This is a genomic window from Nocardiopsis sp. NPDC006832 (assembly GCF_040635885.1).
GTDB lineage: Bacteria > Actinomycetota > Actinomycetes > Streptosporangiales > Streptosporangiaceae > Nocardiopsis.
Window position 1 is genome coordinate 21,505 of the sequence record NZ_JBEYLC010000058.1, and the last position, 14,036, is coordinate 35,540.

General features: G+C 70.6%; 12 protein-coding genes. 10 read left to right on the forward strand and 2 right to left on the reverse strand.

Annotation, left to right across the window (positions count from 1 at the left end):
• Positions 1-64 precede the first annotated feature (64 nt).
• The 3 genes from ABZ717_RS22910 to ABZ717_RS22920 all read left to right on the forward strand — a co-directional run bounded on the left by ABZ717_RS22910 (position 65) and on the right by ABZ717_RS22920 (position 3,949).
• Positions 65-1,720: an alpha/beta hydrolase gene (locus tag ABZ717_RS22910; RefSeq protein ID WP_358513808.1), complete on the forward strand. Its 1,656-nt coding sequence runs from the start codon at positions 65-67 to the stop codon at positions 1,718-1,720.
• 71 nt (positions 1,721-1,791) lie between these two features.
• Positions 1,792-2,631, forward strand: a complete 840-nt coding sequence (locus ABZ717_RS22915) for a GNAT family N-acetyltransferase (RefSeq protein WP_358513810.1) — start codon at positions 1,792-1,794, stop codon at positions 2,629-2,631.
• Positions 2,632-2,710: 79 nt separating this feature from the next.
• The gene (locus tag ABZ717_RS22920; RefSeq protein WP_358513812.1) at positions 2,711-3,949 is read left to right on the forward strand and encodes a Bcr/CflA family efflux MFS transporter; all 1,239 of its coding nucleotides are present in this window, start codon (positions 2,711-2,713) and stop codon (positions 3,947-3,949) included.
• Here ABZ717_RS22920 and ABZ717_RS22925 read toward each other — a convergent pair.
• The gene (locus ABZ717_RS22925; RefSeq protein ID WP_358513814.1) at positions 3,946-5,115 is read right to left on the reverse strand and encodes a sialidase family protein; all 1,170 of its coding nucleotides are present in this window, start codon (positions 5,113-5,115) and stop codon (positions 3,946-3,948) included. The two genes, ABZ717_RS22920 and ABZ717_RS22925, sit on opposite strands and share 4 nt — an antisense overlap.
• Positions 5,116-5,165: 50 nt before the next feature.
• Positions 5,166-5,915 (reverse strand): FadR/GntR family transcriptional regulator, encoded by a 750-nt coding sequence (locus tag ABZ717_RS22930; protein WP_358513816.1) that lies wholly within the window; start codon positions 5,913-5,915, stop codon positions 5,166-5,168.
• Positions 5,916-6,029: 114 nt separating this feature from the next.
• Between ABZ717_RS22930 and ABZ717_RS22935 the strand changes: the two genes are divergently transcribed.
• The 7 genes from ABZ717_RS22935 to ABZ717_RS22965 form a co-directional block, all read left to right on the forward strand.
• Positions 6,030-7,610, forward strand: coding sequence for an ABC transporter substrate-binding protein (locus ABZ717_RS22935; RefSeq protein ID WP_358513818.1), 1,581 nt, complete (start codon positions 6,030-6,032; stop codon positions 7,608-7,610).
• A gap of 70 nt (positions 7,611-7,680) precedes the next feature.
• Positions 7,681-8,631, forward strand: a complete 951-nt coding sequence (locus tag ABZ717_RS22940) for an ABC transporter permease (protein ID WP_358513820.1) — start codon at positions 7,681-7,683, stop codon at positions 8,629-8,631.
• Positions 8,632-8,635: 4 nt separating this feature from the next.
• Complete coding sequence (locus ABZ717_RS22945) at positions 8,636-10,594, forward strand: dipeptide/oligopeptide/nickel ABC transporter permease/ATP-binding protein (RefSeq protein WP_358513822.1); 1,959 nt, start codon at positions 8,636-8,638, stop codon at positions 10,592-10,594.
• Positions 10,591-11,571, forward strand: coding sequence for an ABC transporter ATP-binding protein (locus tag ABZ717_RS22950; RefSeq protein WP_358513824.1), 981 nt, complete (start codon positions 10,591-10,593; stop codon positions 11,569-11,571). Before ABZ717_RS22945 ends, ABZ717_RS22950 begins: the two co-directional genes overlap by 4 nt.
• The gene (locus ABZ717_RS22955; protein WP_358513826.1) at positions 11,568-12,497 is read left to right on the forward strand and encodes a dihydrodipicolinate synthase family protein; all 930 of its coding nucleotides are present in this window, start codon (positions 11,568-11,570) and stop codon (positions 12,495-12,497) included. The genes ABZ717_RS22950 and ABZ717_RS22955 overlap by 4 nt, the downstream gene beginning before the upstream one ends.
• Positions 12,494-13,426, forward strand: coding sequence for an ROK family protein (locus tag ABZ717_RS22960; RefSeq protein WP_358513828.1), 933 nt, complete (start codon positions 12,494-12,496; stop codon positions 13,424-13,426). Before ABZ717_RS22955 ends, ABZ717_RS22960 begins: the two co-directional genes overlap by 4 nt.
• Positions 13,423-14,036 (forward strand): N-acetylmannosamine-6-phosphate 2-epimerase (locus tag ABZ717_RS22965; protein ID WP_358513830.1); only part of this gene is annotated, 614 nt, incomplete at its 3' end. The genes ABZ717_RS22960 and ABZ717_RS22965, both read left to right, overlap by 4 nt.

The following is a 14,036-nucleotide window of genomic DNA, read 5'->3' on the forward strand; positions in this document are numbered from 1 at the left end:
TGTCACGCTCGGTAACAGAGAGAATGCGCTAGAAGGTTCAAAGGGGATGGCGAGGGGTGGACGGGTGCGGGGACGAACGGGCACACGATGGGTCGCCTACTGCGGCGGCGGCGCGCTTTTGGCCGCACTGACCGCACTATCCCCCGCCCAGGCCGCCGCTCCCACCGCCCCCGAGGCCCCCGCCCCCGAGACGTCCCTGGACTGGGCGCCATGCGAGGACCTCGACCCCGTCGAGGACGAGAACCTCGAATGCGCCACCCTCGCCGTGCCGATGGTCCACGGACCCGGCGTCGCCGACCCTCACGCCCTCACCGAGAGCGTCGAGATCGCGCTCTCCCGCGTGCCCGCCACCGGCACCGCCGAACACACCATGCTGGTCAACCCGGGCGGCCCCGGCAGCGCCGGCCGCCAGTGGGCCTCGCACACCCACCTGCGCATGCCCGAGGAACTCCGCGAGACCTACGACGTGGTCGCCTTCGACCCGCGCGGTATGGGCGCCTCCACCCCCGGGATCACCTGCGACCCCGACTTCTTCGCCCCGGTCCGAAAGGACACGGTCCCGGCCGACGCAGAGGAGGAACAGGCCCTGCGCGCCGACGCCGAGGCCTACGCCGACGCCTGCGCGGAGGACGCCGGCCCCCTCCTGGACCACATGCGCACCGAGGACACCGCCCACGACATGGACGCCATGCGCGTCGCCCTGGGACGGGAACAGGTCGACTACCTGGGTTACTCCTACGGCAGCTACCTCGGCACCGTCTACAGTTCGCTCTACCCCGACAGCGTCCGCGCCGTGGTCCTGGACAGTGTCGTCGACCCGGACAACCCCTGGTACGAGAGCAACCTGGCGCAGAGCCGGGCCCTGGACCGGGCCGCCCACAACTTCTTCGACTGGGTGGCCCGCCACGACGACGCCTACGGGCTGGGCACCGACGGAGAAGCGGTCGCCGACGCCTACTACGACCTGCGCTCCGAACTGCGAGAGAACCCCGCGGAGGACACGGTCGGCCCCACCGAACTGGAGGGCGCCGTCATCGTCGTCGCCTACAGCGGCGGTACCTGGCCCGCGGTCGCCTCCGCCATGTCCGCGCAGATCCGGGACGGCGACTCCGCCCCCCTGCGGGAGTTGCACGAGAACTACGGCGACGACGCCGAGAGCGACCCCGCGTACGGCGGCTACCTCGCCGTCCAGTGCACCGACGCCGAATGGCCCAAGGCCTGGGAGACCTGGAACGCCGACGCCCGGCAGGTGCACGAGGACGCGCCCTTCATGGGATGGCACAACATCTGGTACAACGCCCCGTGCGCCACGTGGGACGGAGAGTCCGCCCCCTGGCTCCAGGTCGGTGACGCGCCCGACGAATACCCCGCCTACGACGGTGACGTGCTCCTCGTGCACGCCACCGACGACGGCGCCACCTCGGTGGAGGGGGCGTACGCCCTGCGCGAGCGCCTGCCCGGGTCCTCCCTGGTGATCGAGGACGGCGGCATCACCCACGGGGTCTCCCTCACCGGCAACGCCTGCGTGGACGAGGCCGTCGTCGACTACCTGCGCGAGGGGACCCTGCCCGAACGCGGCGCCGAGGGCCCCGACCTGACCTGTGACCCACGCCCCGAACCCGAACCGCGCGACACGCAGTCCGCGCCCCACACGCCCGTGGACCGATTGGGCCCCATCGGTTTGGAGTACCCGGGTGAGTCCGCAGGAACGGTCGAATAGGCTGGAATCGGCGCGAATTCGTCTTTGGCCCGGTGACCGTTCCCGGTCATCGGGGATATGGGGGAGATGCGATGCTGCGGACCTCACCGGTTCGAATTCTGGGCGAACACGACCGGGAGGCCGTCCGAACGCTCCTGGACACCGACCCCGTCGGCAACGTCTTCGTCGCCTCGCGCCTGCTGACCACCGGGATCGCCGGTGTCGGCGGCGCCGAGGTGTGGGGACACGTCGAGCGAGGCAGGTTGACGGCGCTGTGCTACTCGGGCGCCAACCTGGTCCCGGTCAACGCCGGGCCCGCCGCCGTTCGCAGTTTCGCCGACCACGCTCGGTGGCGCGGCCGCCGCTGCTCGTCGATCGTCGGCCCCGTGGAGGCGGTCAGCGACTTCTGGCAGCAGGTCACTCCCGCTTGGGGGCCCGCCCGAACGATCCGTGCCAGCCAACCCGTCCTGGAGATCGACGGGCCACCGGCGGTGCCCGCCGACCCACTGGTGCGCCGTGTCCGCGTCAGCGAGATCAACACCCTGGTACCGGCCTGTGTCGCCATGTTCACCGAGGAGGTCGGTGTCCCACCGGACTCCGGTGATGGGGGAGCGCTCTACCGGGCCAGGGTCGAGGAACTCGTCCGCACCGGTCGTGCCTTCGCCCGCATCGAGGACGGTCGGGTCGTGTTCAAGGCCGAGATCGGTGCCGTCACCCCCCAGGCCTGCCAGGTGCAGGGTGTGTGGGTGCACCCGGAGCTGCGCGGTCGTGGGTACTCCGCGGCCGGTATGGCCGCGGTGGTGAACTACGCCCTCGCCGAGATCGCGCCCCGCGTGACCCTGTACGTGAACGACTTCAACTCCCCGGCCCGCGCCACCTACAGCAGGGTCGGGTTCCGCCAGGTCGGCGAGGTCATGTCCGTGCTCTTCTGAGCCGCGTACCTGACGGATCGGTGTCAGATCGAGGGATCGACCCGGGACCCGGCCGGGGCGGTCCGGTTACGGTTGGCGGATGCTCCGCAACCCGACCGGTCGCGCCCGCCTGGGATTGGCCCTCCTGCTCGCCATGCTCACCGTGTTGGGCCCGCTCAACATCGACATGTACCTTCCGGCGTTCCCGGAGATCTCCGCGGACCTGGGGGCCAACGCCTCCCAGGTGCAGCTGAGCCTCACCACCTGTCTGGTCGGGCTCGCCGCGGGTCAGGTGGTGATCGGCCCGGTCAGCGACGCCCGCGGCAGGCGCGGACCACTGCTGGTGTGCGTCGCGTTGTTCGTCCTGGCCACGGCCCTGTGCGCGCTCGCGCCGAACACGACGGTGCTGGTCCTGGGCCGGTTCCTCCAGGGCTTCACCGCGAGCGCCGGGGTGGTGCTCTCCCGTGCGATCGTGCGCGACGTCTTCGACGGATCCGCCCTCACCCGCTTCTTCGCGCTGATCATGGTGGTCGTCGCGGTGGCGCCGATGGCCGCGCCGATCCTGGGCGGCGGTGTGCTGTGGCTGCCCTTCACCGACTGGCGGTCCATCTTCTGGACGTTGGCCCTGGTGGGCGTGGTGGTCGTCGTGGTGGTGGCGGTGCGGTTGCCCGAGACCCTGCCGACCGAACGGCGTATCCCCGGCACCCTGGGCGGGAGCCTGTCCGCGATGGGCGTCCTGCTGCGGGACCGTCGTTACCTGGGGTACACGCTCGTCGTCGGCCTGCTGCACGGCGGCAGCTTCGCCTACGTGGCCGGGACCCCGTTCGTCTACCAGGACCTGTACGGGGTGTCCCCGCAGGTCTTCGGGTTCCTTTTCGGGGTCAACGGCATCGCGATCATCCTGGGCAGCGCCGCGGTGGGCCGACTCGGCGAACGCTTCGGTGAGCGGTCCCTTCTCTACGTCGCCGTGGTCACCGCCGTCGTGGTCACCGCCGTCGTGTTCGCCACGGCGCTCCTGCAGGGCCCGCTGTCGCTGCTCGTGGTTTCGATCTTCGTCTACATGACGTGCATGGGGGTGGTCCTCACCGGTTCCTTCGCGCTGGCGATGGAGGGCCAGGAGGACCGGGCGGGCAGCGCCGGTTCGCTGTTGGGCGCGCTACCCATGTTCATCGGCGCCGTCGTGGCGCCGCTGGTGGGGTTGGACGAGACCACCGCGGTGCCCATGGGGGTGCTGCTGTTCGGCACCTCTGCCCTGGGCCTGCTGGTGATGGCGACGATGACCCGCCCTCGGGTCCCGAAGGTCCCGAGGGCGGGGCCGGGTGAGGCTCGGATTCCCTAGCAGTCCTCTTCCAACCAGGCGGAGTTGAATCGCAGGAACGTGATGTGCTCGACGTTCCCGCGCTCGTAGAGGACACCGAACTCGTCGTCGCCCAGGGGCACGATCGTGGAGTAGGCGGCCGCGCCGCGGTCGATGGCCCTGGCCACCGGCCAGGTCTCACCGTCGTCGCAGGACATGTTGACCGTCAGGTTCTCCCGCGAGCTCTCGTGTCTGGTGTTGGTGAACAGGAGCTTGTGCGCTCGATCCGTGCCCTCCTCGGCGTCGGCGTCGTAGCGGATCAGGCCGGCGTTGTTGGTGGGGTCGATCAGTTCGTGGTCGGGGACCGGGTCGCCGTAGGTCTCGCCACCGTCCTCGGAGTAGGCGATCAGGCGGTAGGGGCCCTGCGGGGTGCGGCTGTTGAGCATGACGCGACCGTCGGCCAACTCCACGGTCTTGTTCTCGTCCATGCCCGGTCCCACGGGTTCTCCGGCCTGCCAGGTCTCCCCGTGGTCGTCGCTGTAGACGCTCACGGCGTAGATCCCGTCACCGGAGTCGTAGGCGTACTGCTGGACCAGGCGACCGTCGGAGAGCTGGATGCCGGTGCCGGACGAGGCGAAGATCCCGAACCAGGCGGGGTCCTTGATGTCCTCGGTGATGCGCCGGGTCTTCCAGGTCCGTCCGCCGTCGTCGGAGTAGGAGTAGTCGGTGTGGAGGATGTCCTGGCTGTCGTTGGAGTTGCCGTCGGAGGAGTTGAAGAACCCGACCCCGTCGGGTCCGTGGGCGTGGAACATGAACAGGCGACCGGTCTCGCGGTCCAGGAGCAGGCTGGGGTCGCCCGCGCCGACACCGTCGTCGTAGTCGACGACCACCTGGGGTTCGGTCCAGGTGCGTCCCTTGTCGTGGCTGCGACGGACCATGAGGTCGAGGTCGCCGGGCAGGTCGGCGGCGCTGTCGTTGCGTCGGTCGTAGGCGGCGACCAGCGTGCCGTCTTCGAGCACTTCGAGGGCGGGGATGCGCCAGGTGTGGGCGCCCTCCCCGGCACTGGCCAGGTCGACGCGTTCGATGATCGGTTCGGCCGCGGTGGTCCGGGGGTCGGGGGTGGCGTCGTCGGCTGCGGCGGGCGACACCAGGGCGGCGGTGACGGCCAGGCCCACAGCCATGACGACGGGACTCGCGTGCTTTCTCATGGATACCTCCGGTAGGGGGCGGAGGCATCGGACATCAGACGTCTAGGACGCTAAGCGTCGGGGGTGTCGTGGTCAACCCCCGTTGTGGCGGGTTTTTCGAGGAGATGGAGGATCGGGGCGTAGTGGTCGGCCACCGCCGCCACGAACCCGGCCTGGTCTCCTCGGTGCGCGGCGTCGATGATCGCTCGGTGCGCGGCGGCGGTCTCGCGGGCGTCCTCCTCCGTGGTGAGCAGTAGCGGGGCCACGACCGCCTGCACGTCCCAGAAGGCCCCGGTGAGCTGGGTGACCAGCTGGTTGTTCAGGGGGGCCAACAGCATCAGGTGGAAGGCGCGGTCCTCCTCCACGAAGCTCTCGCCGCGTTCGGCGGCCTCCTCCATCCCGGTGACCAGTTCCGCGAGGCTCTGGTGCTGTTCCTCGTCGTACCCGTTGACGATGTCGCGGCCCAGGCCCTGTTCGAGGACCTTGCGCACGGTGACCAGCTCGTAGAGTGTCGCGAGGTCGTCTCCGCTGCTCAGGCGACCGCGGAAGGTCAGGCTCTCGACCAGGGAGTTGAGGGACAGCCGCCCCACGTAGGTGCCGTGTCCGTGCCGGACCTCGACTATGTCCAGGGCGCTGAGGCGTTTTATCGCCTCGCGGACGCTGGAGCGGCTCGCGCCGAGCTCGGAGCACAGTTCGGTCTCGGTGGGCAGCGGGTCGCCCGGGGTCAGGCCGTTGCGGAGGATGAAGTTCTTGATCTGCTCCGTAACCTCATGACCGCGCAGAGTGTTCCGCGAGGCGGGCTTGGTCAATTCCTCGGTCAACGTATTGACCCCTTTCCTGTTTGGTGCTTAGAGTCACACCCTACAGGCATCGGACATCAGACGTCATATGCCCTTCCCCTGAGGTCTTGCCCGTCCCCCCGACAAGGAGTGATCGTGTTCCACTTCGACCCCGGCGCCATGGAGCGTCGGCGTTTCCTCCAGTTCGTCGGTGCCACAGGCACCGCCGCGGCCCTGGCCGGATCGCTCAGCGCCTGCGGGGCCTCCTCGGGGGGAGGAGGGGGTTCCTCGAACCGCATCGAGGCCGGCCTGTCCTACACGCTTTCCACCGGTTTCGATCCCATGACCGCGACCGGGGCCCTGCCGCAGGCGGCCAACCTGCACATCTTCGAGGCCCTGGTCGACCTGGACCCGGTGACCCGGGAGCCCTACAACGCGCTCGCCGCCGACATGCCCGAACAGGTCGACGACACGACCCTGCGCGTCACCCTCCGCGAGGAGGCGGTGTTCCACAACGGAGACCCCGTCACGGCCGAGGACGTGGTCTACAGCTTCGAGCGGGTCCTCGACCCCGAGAACAACTCGCTGATGGCGCAGTTCGTCTCCTTCATCGAGGAGGTGACGGAGGTGGACGAGGACACGGTGGAGATCGTCCTCAAGCACCCCTTCGCGCTCGCGGTCGAACGGCTCGGCATCATCAAGATCGTGCCCAAGGCCCTCGTCGAAGAGGACCGGCAGGGGTTCGACTCGGCACCCGTCGGCTCCGGCCCCTACAAGCTGGTATCGGCCACCGCCGCGGACAACATCACCTTCGAACGGTGGGAGGCCTACAACGGCCCGCGCGAGGCGCTCGCCGACGAGATGGTGTGGATGCTGCTGGACGACCCCAGCGCCCGCGTCACCGCCCTCCAGTCCGGCCGGGTCAGCGTGATCGAGGACGTGCCCTACCTCGACGCCGAAGCGTTGGAGTCCGCCTCGACCGTCGAACAGGAGCAGTCGTTCGGCCTGCTGTTCCTCATGTTCAACTGTGCCGAGAAGCCCTTCGACGACAAGCGGGTCCGCCAGGCCCTGCACTACGCCATCGACCACGAGAAGATCGTCGAGACGGCGATGCTGGGCGGAGCGGCCGCCGCCACCGGATTCCTGCCCGAGTCGCACCCCGACCACCGCGAAGCGGGCACGGTCTACCGGCACGACCCCGACCGGGCTCGGGAACTGCTGGAGGAGGCCGGGGTCGACGGACTGGAGATCGACCTGGTCGCCACCAACACCGGCTGGGTCAAGGACGTGGTCCCGCTCATCAAGGAGAGCTGGGACGCGGTGGGCGTCACCACCACCCTCGACATCGGTGAGTCGGGCGGTCAGTACGCGAACAAGGTCGAGAGCGGCAAGTTCCGTGCCATGGTCGCCCCCGGTGACCCGTCCGTCTTCGGTAACGACGTCGACCTTCTGTTGCGCTGGTTCTTCGACGGTCAGTGGCCCACGAGCTACTACAACTGGTCCGAGACCGAGGAGGCCGACAAGGTCCTCGAACTTCTCGACGAGGCCGTCCGGACCGACGACGAGGCGGAGCGCGCCGAACTCTGGGCGGAGACGATCGACCTCATCGCCGACGAGGTCCCCCTCTACCCGATCCTGCACCGCAAGCTGATCACGGCTTGGAACGACGACGCGCTGGAAGGGTTCCGGCCGATCAACACCACCGGCTTGTCCTTCCTGGACGTCGGCCCGGCCTGACCTCGACCTCGGGGCCGGACCCACCCGAACGGGTCCGGCCCCCGCCCGCTCCACGAGGAGAGAAACCCCGATGCGCGTCTTCATGCGCCTCGCCCTGCGCAGAGCACTGGTCCTACCGGTGATGCTCCTGGGCGTCTCCCTGCTGGTCTTCGTGATCCTTCAGTTCTCACCGAACGACCCCGCCTACAACGCCTTGGGCGTGGGCGCCAGCGAGGAGGCCCGTGCCGCCTACGCCGCGGAACACGGACTCGACCAACCACTGCCCGTCCGTTACATCGACTTCCTCGGGGACCTGGTCCAAGGTGACCTGGGAATGACCGCGCCGCCGGCCACCCCCGTGGTCGACCGGATCGCGGAGGCCTTCCCGCTCACCCTGGAACTGACCATGACGGGCATGGGCGGAGCCATCGTCTTCGCCCTGTTCATGGGACTCACCGGCGCTCTGTGGCGGGACCGTTGGCCCGACCAGGTCACCCGGATCGTGTCCATCGCCTGTGTGGCGCTCCCACCGTTCTGGCTGGCGATCCTGCTCATCCAGCAGTTCTCCCTCGGGCTCGGGCTCCTGCCCACCGGTGGCTACACCGCTCCGGTCGACTCCTTCTCCGGTTGGGTCATGACCATGACCCTGCCGACCATCGCGGTGGCGATCCCCATCGGCGCGCAGCTCTCCCGCCTGGTGCGCACCTCGATGGTGGAGGAACTCGACCGCGACTACGTCCGCACCGCCATCGGTAACGGCCTGCCCCGGTGGCTCGTACTGCGCGGCGCCCTGCGCAACGCGCTGATCACGCCGTTGACGGTGCTGGGGTGGCGGTTCGGCTACGCACTCGGCGGCGCGGTGGTCATCGAGACCATCTTCGACCTGCCCGGCATGGGCCAACTCCTGCTCACCGGCGTGACCAACGCCGACGTCGCCCTCGTCCAGGGCGCCGTGCTCACGGTCGCCATCTCCCTCTTGGTCGTCAACCTCGTGATCGACCTGCTCTACGTCGTCGTCAACCCACGGATCCGAGAGGTGTGATCACGTGCGCCCTCGACTCGCGGACCGCCTGACCGGGCTCTCCAAGCCCTCCAGGAAACACCGCCTGTCCCTCGCCGCGAGGATCTCCCTCGTGGTCATGCTGGCGATCTGCGTCATCGCGATCGTCGCACCCTTCTTCGTCCAGAACCCGCTGGCCACGGGCGTCCCGGCCCAGCCGCCCGGACCCGAACACTGGTTCGGCACCGACCGGGCCGGACGCGACGTCTTCTCCCGGGTCGTGCACGGGGCGCGCTACTCGTTGCTGATCGGCATTGGCGCCACCCTGTTGGCCCTGTTCGTGGGCGGGATCCTCGGTGGTATCGCCGCCACCTCCCACCGCGTCATCGACGAGTCGATCATGCGGGTGCTGGACGTGCTCATGGCGTTCCCCGGGATCGCCCTGGCCGCCGTGCTGGTCGCGGTCTTCGGCAGTGGCATCCCCGTCCTCATCGGCGCCATCGCGGTGATCTACGTGCCCTCTCTGGCCAGGGTCGTGCGCGCCAACGTCCTGACCCAGTACGGGGAGGACTACGTGGCGGCGGAACGCCTGATCGGTGCCCGTCGCCACTACGTGCTGATCAAGCACGTCGCGATCAACTGCGCCGCGCCGGTCATGGTGTTCGCGGCCATCCTGGTGGCCGACGCGATCGTCTACGAGGCCAGCCTGGCCTTCATCGGCGCCGGTATCCAGGACCCGCTGCCCAGCTGGGGCAACGTCATCTCCTACGGACGTCAGCTGCTGTTGTCCGGCGGCTGGTGGGCCACCTTCTTCCCCGGCCTGGCCATCCTGCTGACGGTGCTCGCCCTCAACATCCTCTCCGAGGGACTCACCGACGCCTGGGCCGCGCCCAAGAGCGCGGTGCGCGGCGGGGGCGGCGCGACCGACTCCGCCGAGACCACCACCGACGTCCCGGCCGAGGACGACGACCGCACCGAGGTCCTGGCCCGTCTCGCCACGGCCGTCCGTGAACGCGAGGAGACCGTACCGCCGGTCGCCGAGGACGCGCCCACCCTGCTGTCCGTGCGCGACCTGCGCATCGGGTTCCCCGGCAGCCACGGCGACGTGTCCGTGGTCGACGGACTCTCCTTCGACGTCCGGGCCGGAGAGACCCTCGGCCTGGTCGGCGAGTCCGGCTGCGGCAAGAGCCTCACCAGCCTCGCCCTGATGGGTCTGCTGCCCCGCCAGGCCGAGGTGACGGGCGAGATCCTCTACGACGGCAAGGACCTGCTGTCCCTCTCCCAGAAGGAGCGGCGCGCCTACTCCGGACCCGAGCTGGCGATGGTCTACCAGGACGCCATGTCGTCCCTCAACCCCTCGGTCCTGGTCGGTACCCAGTTGCGCCAGCTCACCAGCCGGGGAGGTGACCAGAGCCCGGCCGAACTCCTGGACCTGGTCGGCCTCACCCCCGAGCGCACCATGCGCAGCTACCCGCACGAACTCTCCGGTGGTCAGCGCCAACGCGTGCTCATCGCCATGGCGCTCTCCCGCAAGCCGCGGCTGCTCATCGCCGACGAACCGACCACGGCGCTGGACGTCACCGTCCAGGCCCAGGTGGTGGAACTGCTCGCCAGACTGCGGGACGAACTCGGCTTCGCGATGGTGCTGGTCTCGCACGACCTCGCCCTGGTCGCCGAGATGTCCCACCGCGTGGCCGTCATGTACGCGGGCCAGCTCGCCGAGGTCGCGCCCGTCCGCGACCTGCTCACCCGGCCGCGCCACCACTACGCGCGGGGGATGCTCGGTTCGGTCCTGTCCCTGGAGGCGGGGGCCGAACGCCTCCACCAGATCCCCGGGGTCGTACCGGCCGCGCAGGACTTCGGTGCCGGCTGCCGTTTCGCCGGCCGCTGCTCCGCGGTCACCCCCGAGTGCCTGACCGCACCGCCCTCCCTGACCAACGACGGTCCCGGCCACGACTACGCCTGCCTGCATCCCGCACCGGCGTCGAAGGGAGCCCTGCTGTGACCGAGCCGATCGTGGAACTCGACGGGGCGCACGTCGTCCACACCGCACGCACCGGAGGCCTGTTCCGCCGCGACCGTGTCCACGCCCTGACCGACGCCACCGCCACCATCGCGCGCGGCGAGGTCCTGGGCATCGTCGGCGAGTCCGGCTGCGGGAAGTCGACCCTGGCCAAGGTGGCGACCGGACTCCAACGACCCACCCGGGGCACCGTCCGCTTCCGTGGCGAGGACCTGTGGGCGATGCCCACCTCGCGACGCCGGCGGGAGTTCGGCTCGGCGATGGGCGTCGTCTTCCAGGACCCCTCGACCGCGCTCAACCCGCGCATGTCGGTCCGCGGGATCCTGCGGGACCCGCTCGACGTCCACCGCCGGGGCACCATGAGCGAACGCGAGGCGCGCGTCGACGAGCTGATCGACCTGGTCGGTCTGCCCGGACACGTGGGCGACGCCGTCCCGGCCCAGTTATCGGGCGGCCAGCGACAGCGCGTCGCCGTGGCCCGCGCCCTGGCCCTGCAACCGGACGTGGTGGTGGCCGACGAACCGACCAGCGCCCTGGACGTGTCCGTCCGCGCGCAGGTGCTCAACCTGCTCGTCGACCTCAGGTCCCGCCTGGGCCTGGGCATGGTGTTCGTGTCCCACGACATCCAGACCGTCCGCCACCTCGCCGACCGCATCGCCGTGATGTACCTCGGGCGCGTCGTCGAGGAGGGCCCCGCCGAACAGATCGTCGCGGACCCCCGTCACCCCTACACCCGAGCCCTGTTCTCCGCCACCCCGAGCCTGACGCAGCGCTCGGAGCGGATCATCCTGCGCGGACCCGTACCGTCCGCCACCGCACCGCCCACGGGCTGTCCCTTCCGCACCCGCTGCTGGAAGGCGACCGACGTCTGCGCCGAGGAGTTCCCGGCCGGCGACTCCGACAACGGGCACACATGGAACTGCGTCCACCCCGAATCGAACGCGAGGAGCACCGCATGAGTCAGCGCACGCCGAAGTACACGGGCGTGGTCCCGCCGATCGTGACCCCTCTGGACACGAACGGCGAGGTCGACACCGTGTCACTGGAGCGGCTGGTCGGCTCCCTGATCGACGCGGGGGTCTCCGGGATCTTCGCCCTGGGCAGCTCCGGCGAGTCCGCGTACCTGACCGACACCCAGCGCGACACCGTCCTGGACACGGTCGTCGGCGCGGTGTCCGGGCGGGTCCCGGTCATGGCCGGCTGCATCGAGACCACGACCAACAGGGTCGTGGAGCGGGCCGAGGCCGCCGCCAAGCACGGGGCCGACGCCCTGGTGGTGACCGCGCCCTTCTACACGCGCACCCACCCCGCCGAGATCGACCGCCACTTCCGTGTGGTGCGTCACCGGACCGAACTGCCGCTCCTGGCCTACGACGTCCCGGTGTCGGTGCACAGCAAGCTGTCCGCGGACGAGGTCCTCCGGCTGGCCGCCGACGGGATCATCGACGGGATCAAGGACTCCAGCGGAGACGACCCGGGCCTTCGCGACCTGGTGATCGGTGGCCGGGAGATCCCCGGTTTCTCCGTGCTCACCGGGCACGAGGCCGTGGTCGACGCCATGATGCTGATGGGCGCCGACGGCGCGGTCCCCGGACTGGGCAACGTCGACCCCGCCGGCTACGTGCGCCTGATGGCGGCCTGCCTGGCCGGTGACTGGGAGACCGCCCGGCGCGAGCAGGAACGCCTGATCCGACTGTTCCGCATCGTCCGCGCGGCCGACCCCGCCACCGCCGGCGGATCCACCGCCGGGCTCGGCGCGTTCAAGTGCGCGCTCGCCCTCCTCGGAGTCATCGACGACCCCGTGCCGGCGCCTCCGATGCGGCCCTTCACCGACGAGGAGACCTGGCGCGTCCGCGCGATCCTGGAGGAGGTCGAGCTGCTGTGAGCAGGGTCGCCGTGGCCCTGGACATCGGTGGCACCAAGACCGCGGCGGCCACGGTCACCGCCGACGGGGCCGTTCTCACCCGCGCCAAGCGTCCCACCCCGGCCGCGGGGGGAGCTGGGGCGGTACTCGACACCGCGGTCGAACTGGCCCGTGAGGTGGGTGCCGACCACGAGGTCGTCGGGGTCGGTGTCGGCAGCGCCGGGGTCGTCGACCCCGACACCGGACTGGTGCTCTCGGCCACGGACTCCCTGCCCGGCTGGGCCGGTACCGACCTTCGCGGTCACCTGACCGCGGAACTCGGGGTGCCGGTGGCCGTGGTCAACGACGTCCACGCCCACGCCCTGGGGGAGTACCGCCGGGGCGCGGCCCGGGGAGGTTCGACGGTCCTGCTGGTGGCCGTCGGCACCGGGGTGGGCGGCGCCCTGCTGTGCGAAGGACGGATCCACGGCGGGGCCCGGGCGGCCGCGGGTCACGTCGGACACGTGCCCGTGGCCGCCGCGGCCGGCCGCCGTTGTCCCTGCGGGGCCGAGGGCCACGTCGAGTCGGTCGCCTCCGGCCCCGCGTTGGTGGCCGAGTACACCGAACGCGGTGGCGCCGCCGTGACACGACTGGAGGAGGTCGTGGCGCTGGTGGATCGGGACCCGGTGGCCCGCTCCGTGCTGGTCGACGGGGCCACGGCCCTGGGATCGGCGCTGGCCGGCCTGGCCAACGTGATCGACCCCGACGTCATCGTGGTCGGGGGCGGGGTCGCCGGGGCGGGGGCCGACTGGTGGTCGGCGCTGACCGAGGAGATCGAACGGGGCCTGGTCCCGGCGCCGGGCGGACTATCGGTGGTCCCCGCGGCGCTGGGGGCGGACGCGGCCCTGCTCGGCGCCGCCCACCTGGTGTGGCGGGAAAACGAAGAGACGACGCGGAAGGAACACCGATGACGAACGTGGTGGAGCGACTCCGATCGGGGGTCGTGGTCTCCTGCCAGGCCTACCCGGGGGAGCCGATGCGCGACCCGGACACGATGGCCCGGGTCGCGCGGGCCGCGCAGGACGGCGGCGCGGTGGGGATCCGGGCCCAGGGACTCGCCGACCTGGCCCGGATCCGCGAGGCCACCGACCTGCCGCTGATCGGTCTGGTCAAGGAGGGGAACAGCGGGGTCGTGATCACCCCGACCCTGGGCCTGGCGCTGGAGGTGGCGCGCGCCGGTTCCGACATCGTGGCGATCGACGCGACCGGCCGCCGGCGACCGGACGGGAGCGCCACCGCCGACATCGTCCGCGCGGTCCACGAGGAGACGGGCCGGTTGGTCATGGCCGACGTCGCGACCCACGAGGAGGGACTCGCCGCGGTGGCGGCGGGCGCGGACCTGGTGGGCACCACCCTGTCCGGCTACACCCCCGCCACGACCGGTGGGGAGGGCCCCGACCTGGACCTGGTGGAGAGCCTCTCGGGCGCCCTGGACGTCCCGGTACTGGCCGAGGGGCGCGTCCACCGGCCCGAACAGGTCACCGAGGCCTTGCGTCGCGGCGCCTTCGCCGTGGTCGTGGG

What these genes read in the sequence shown, in the direction of transcription:
- ABZ717_RS22915 (WP_358513810.1), top strand. Translation starts at nt 1,792, where the DNA reads ATGCTGCGGACCTCACCGGTTCGAATTCTGGGCGAACACGACCGGGAG.
- ABZ717_RS22920 (WP_358513812.1), top strand. Translation starts at nt 2,711, where the DNA reads ATGCTCCGCAACCCGACCGGTCGCGCCCGCCTGGGATTGGCCCTCCTG.
- ABZ717_RS22925 (WP_358513814.1), bottom strand. Translation starts at nt 5,115, where the DNA reads ATGAGAAAGCACGCGAGTCCCGTCGTCATGGCTGTGGGCCTGGCCGTC.
- ABZ717_RS22940 (WP_358513820.1), top strand. Translation starts at nt 7,681, where the DNA reads ATGCGCGTCTTCATGCGCCTCGCCCTGCGCAGAGCACTGGTCCTACCG.
- ABZ717_RS22955 (WP_358513826.1), top strand. Translation starts at nt 11,568, where the DNA reads ATGAGTCAGCGCACGCCGAAGTACACGGGCGTGGTCCCGCCGATCGTG.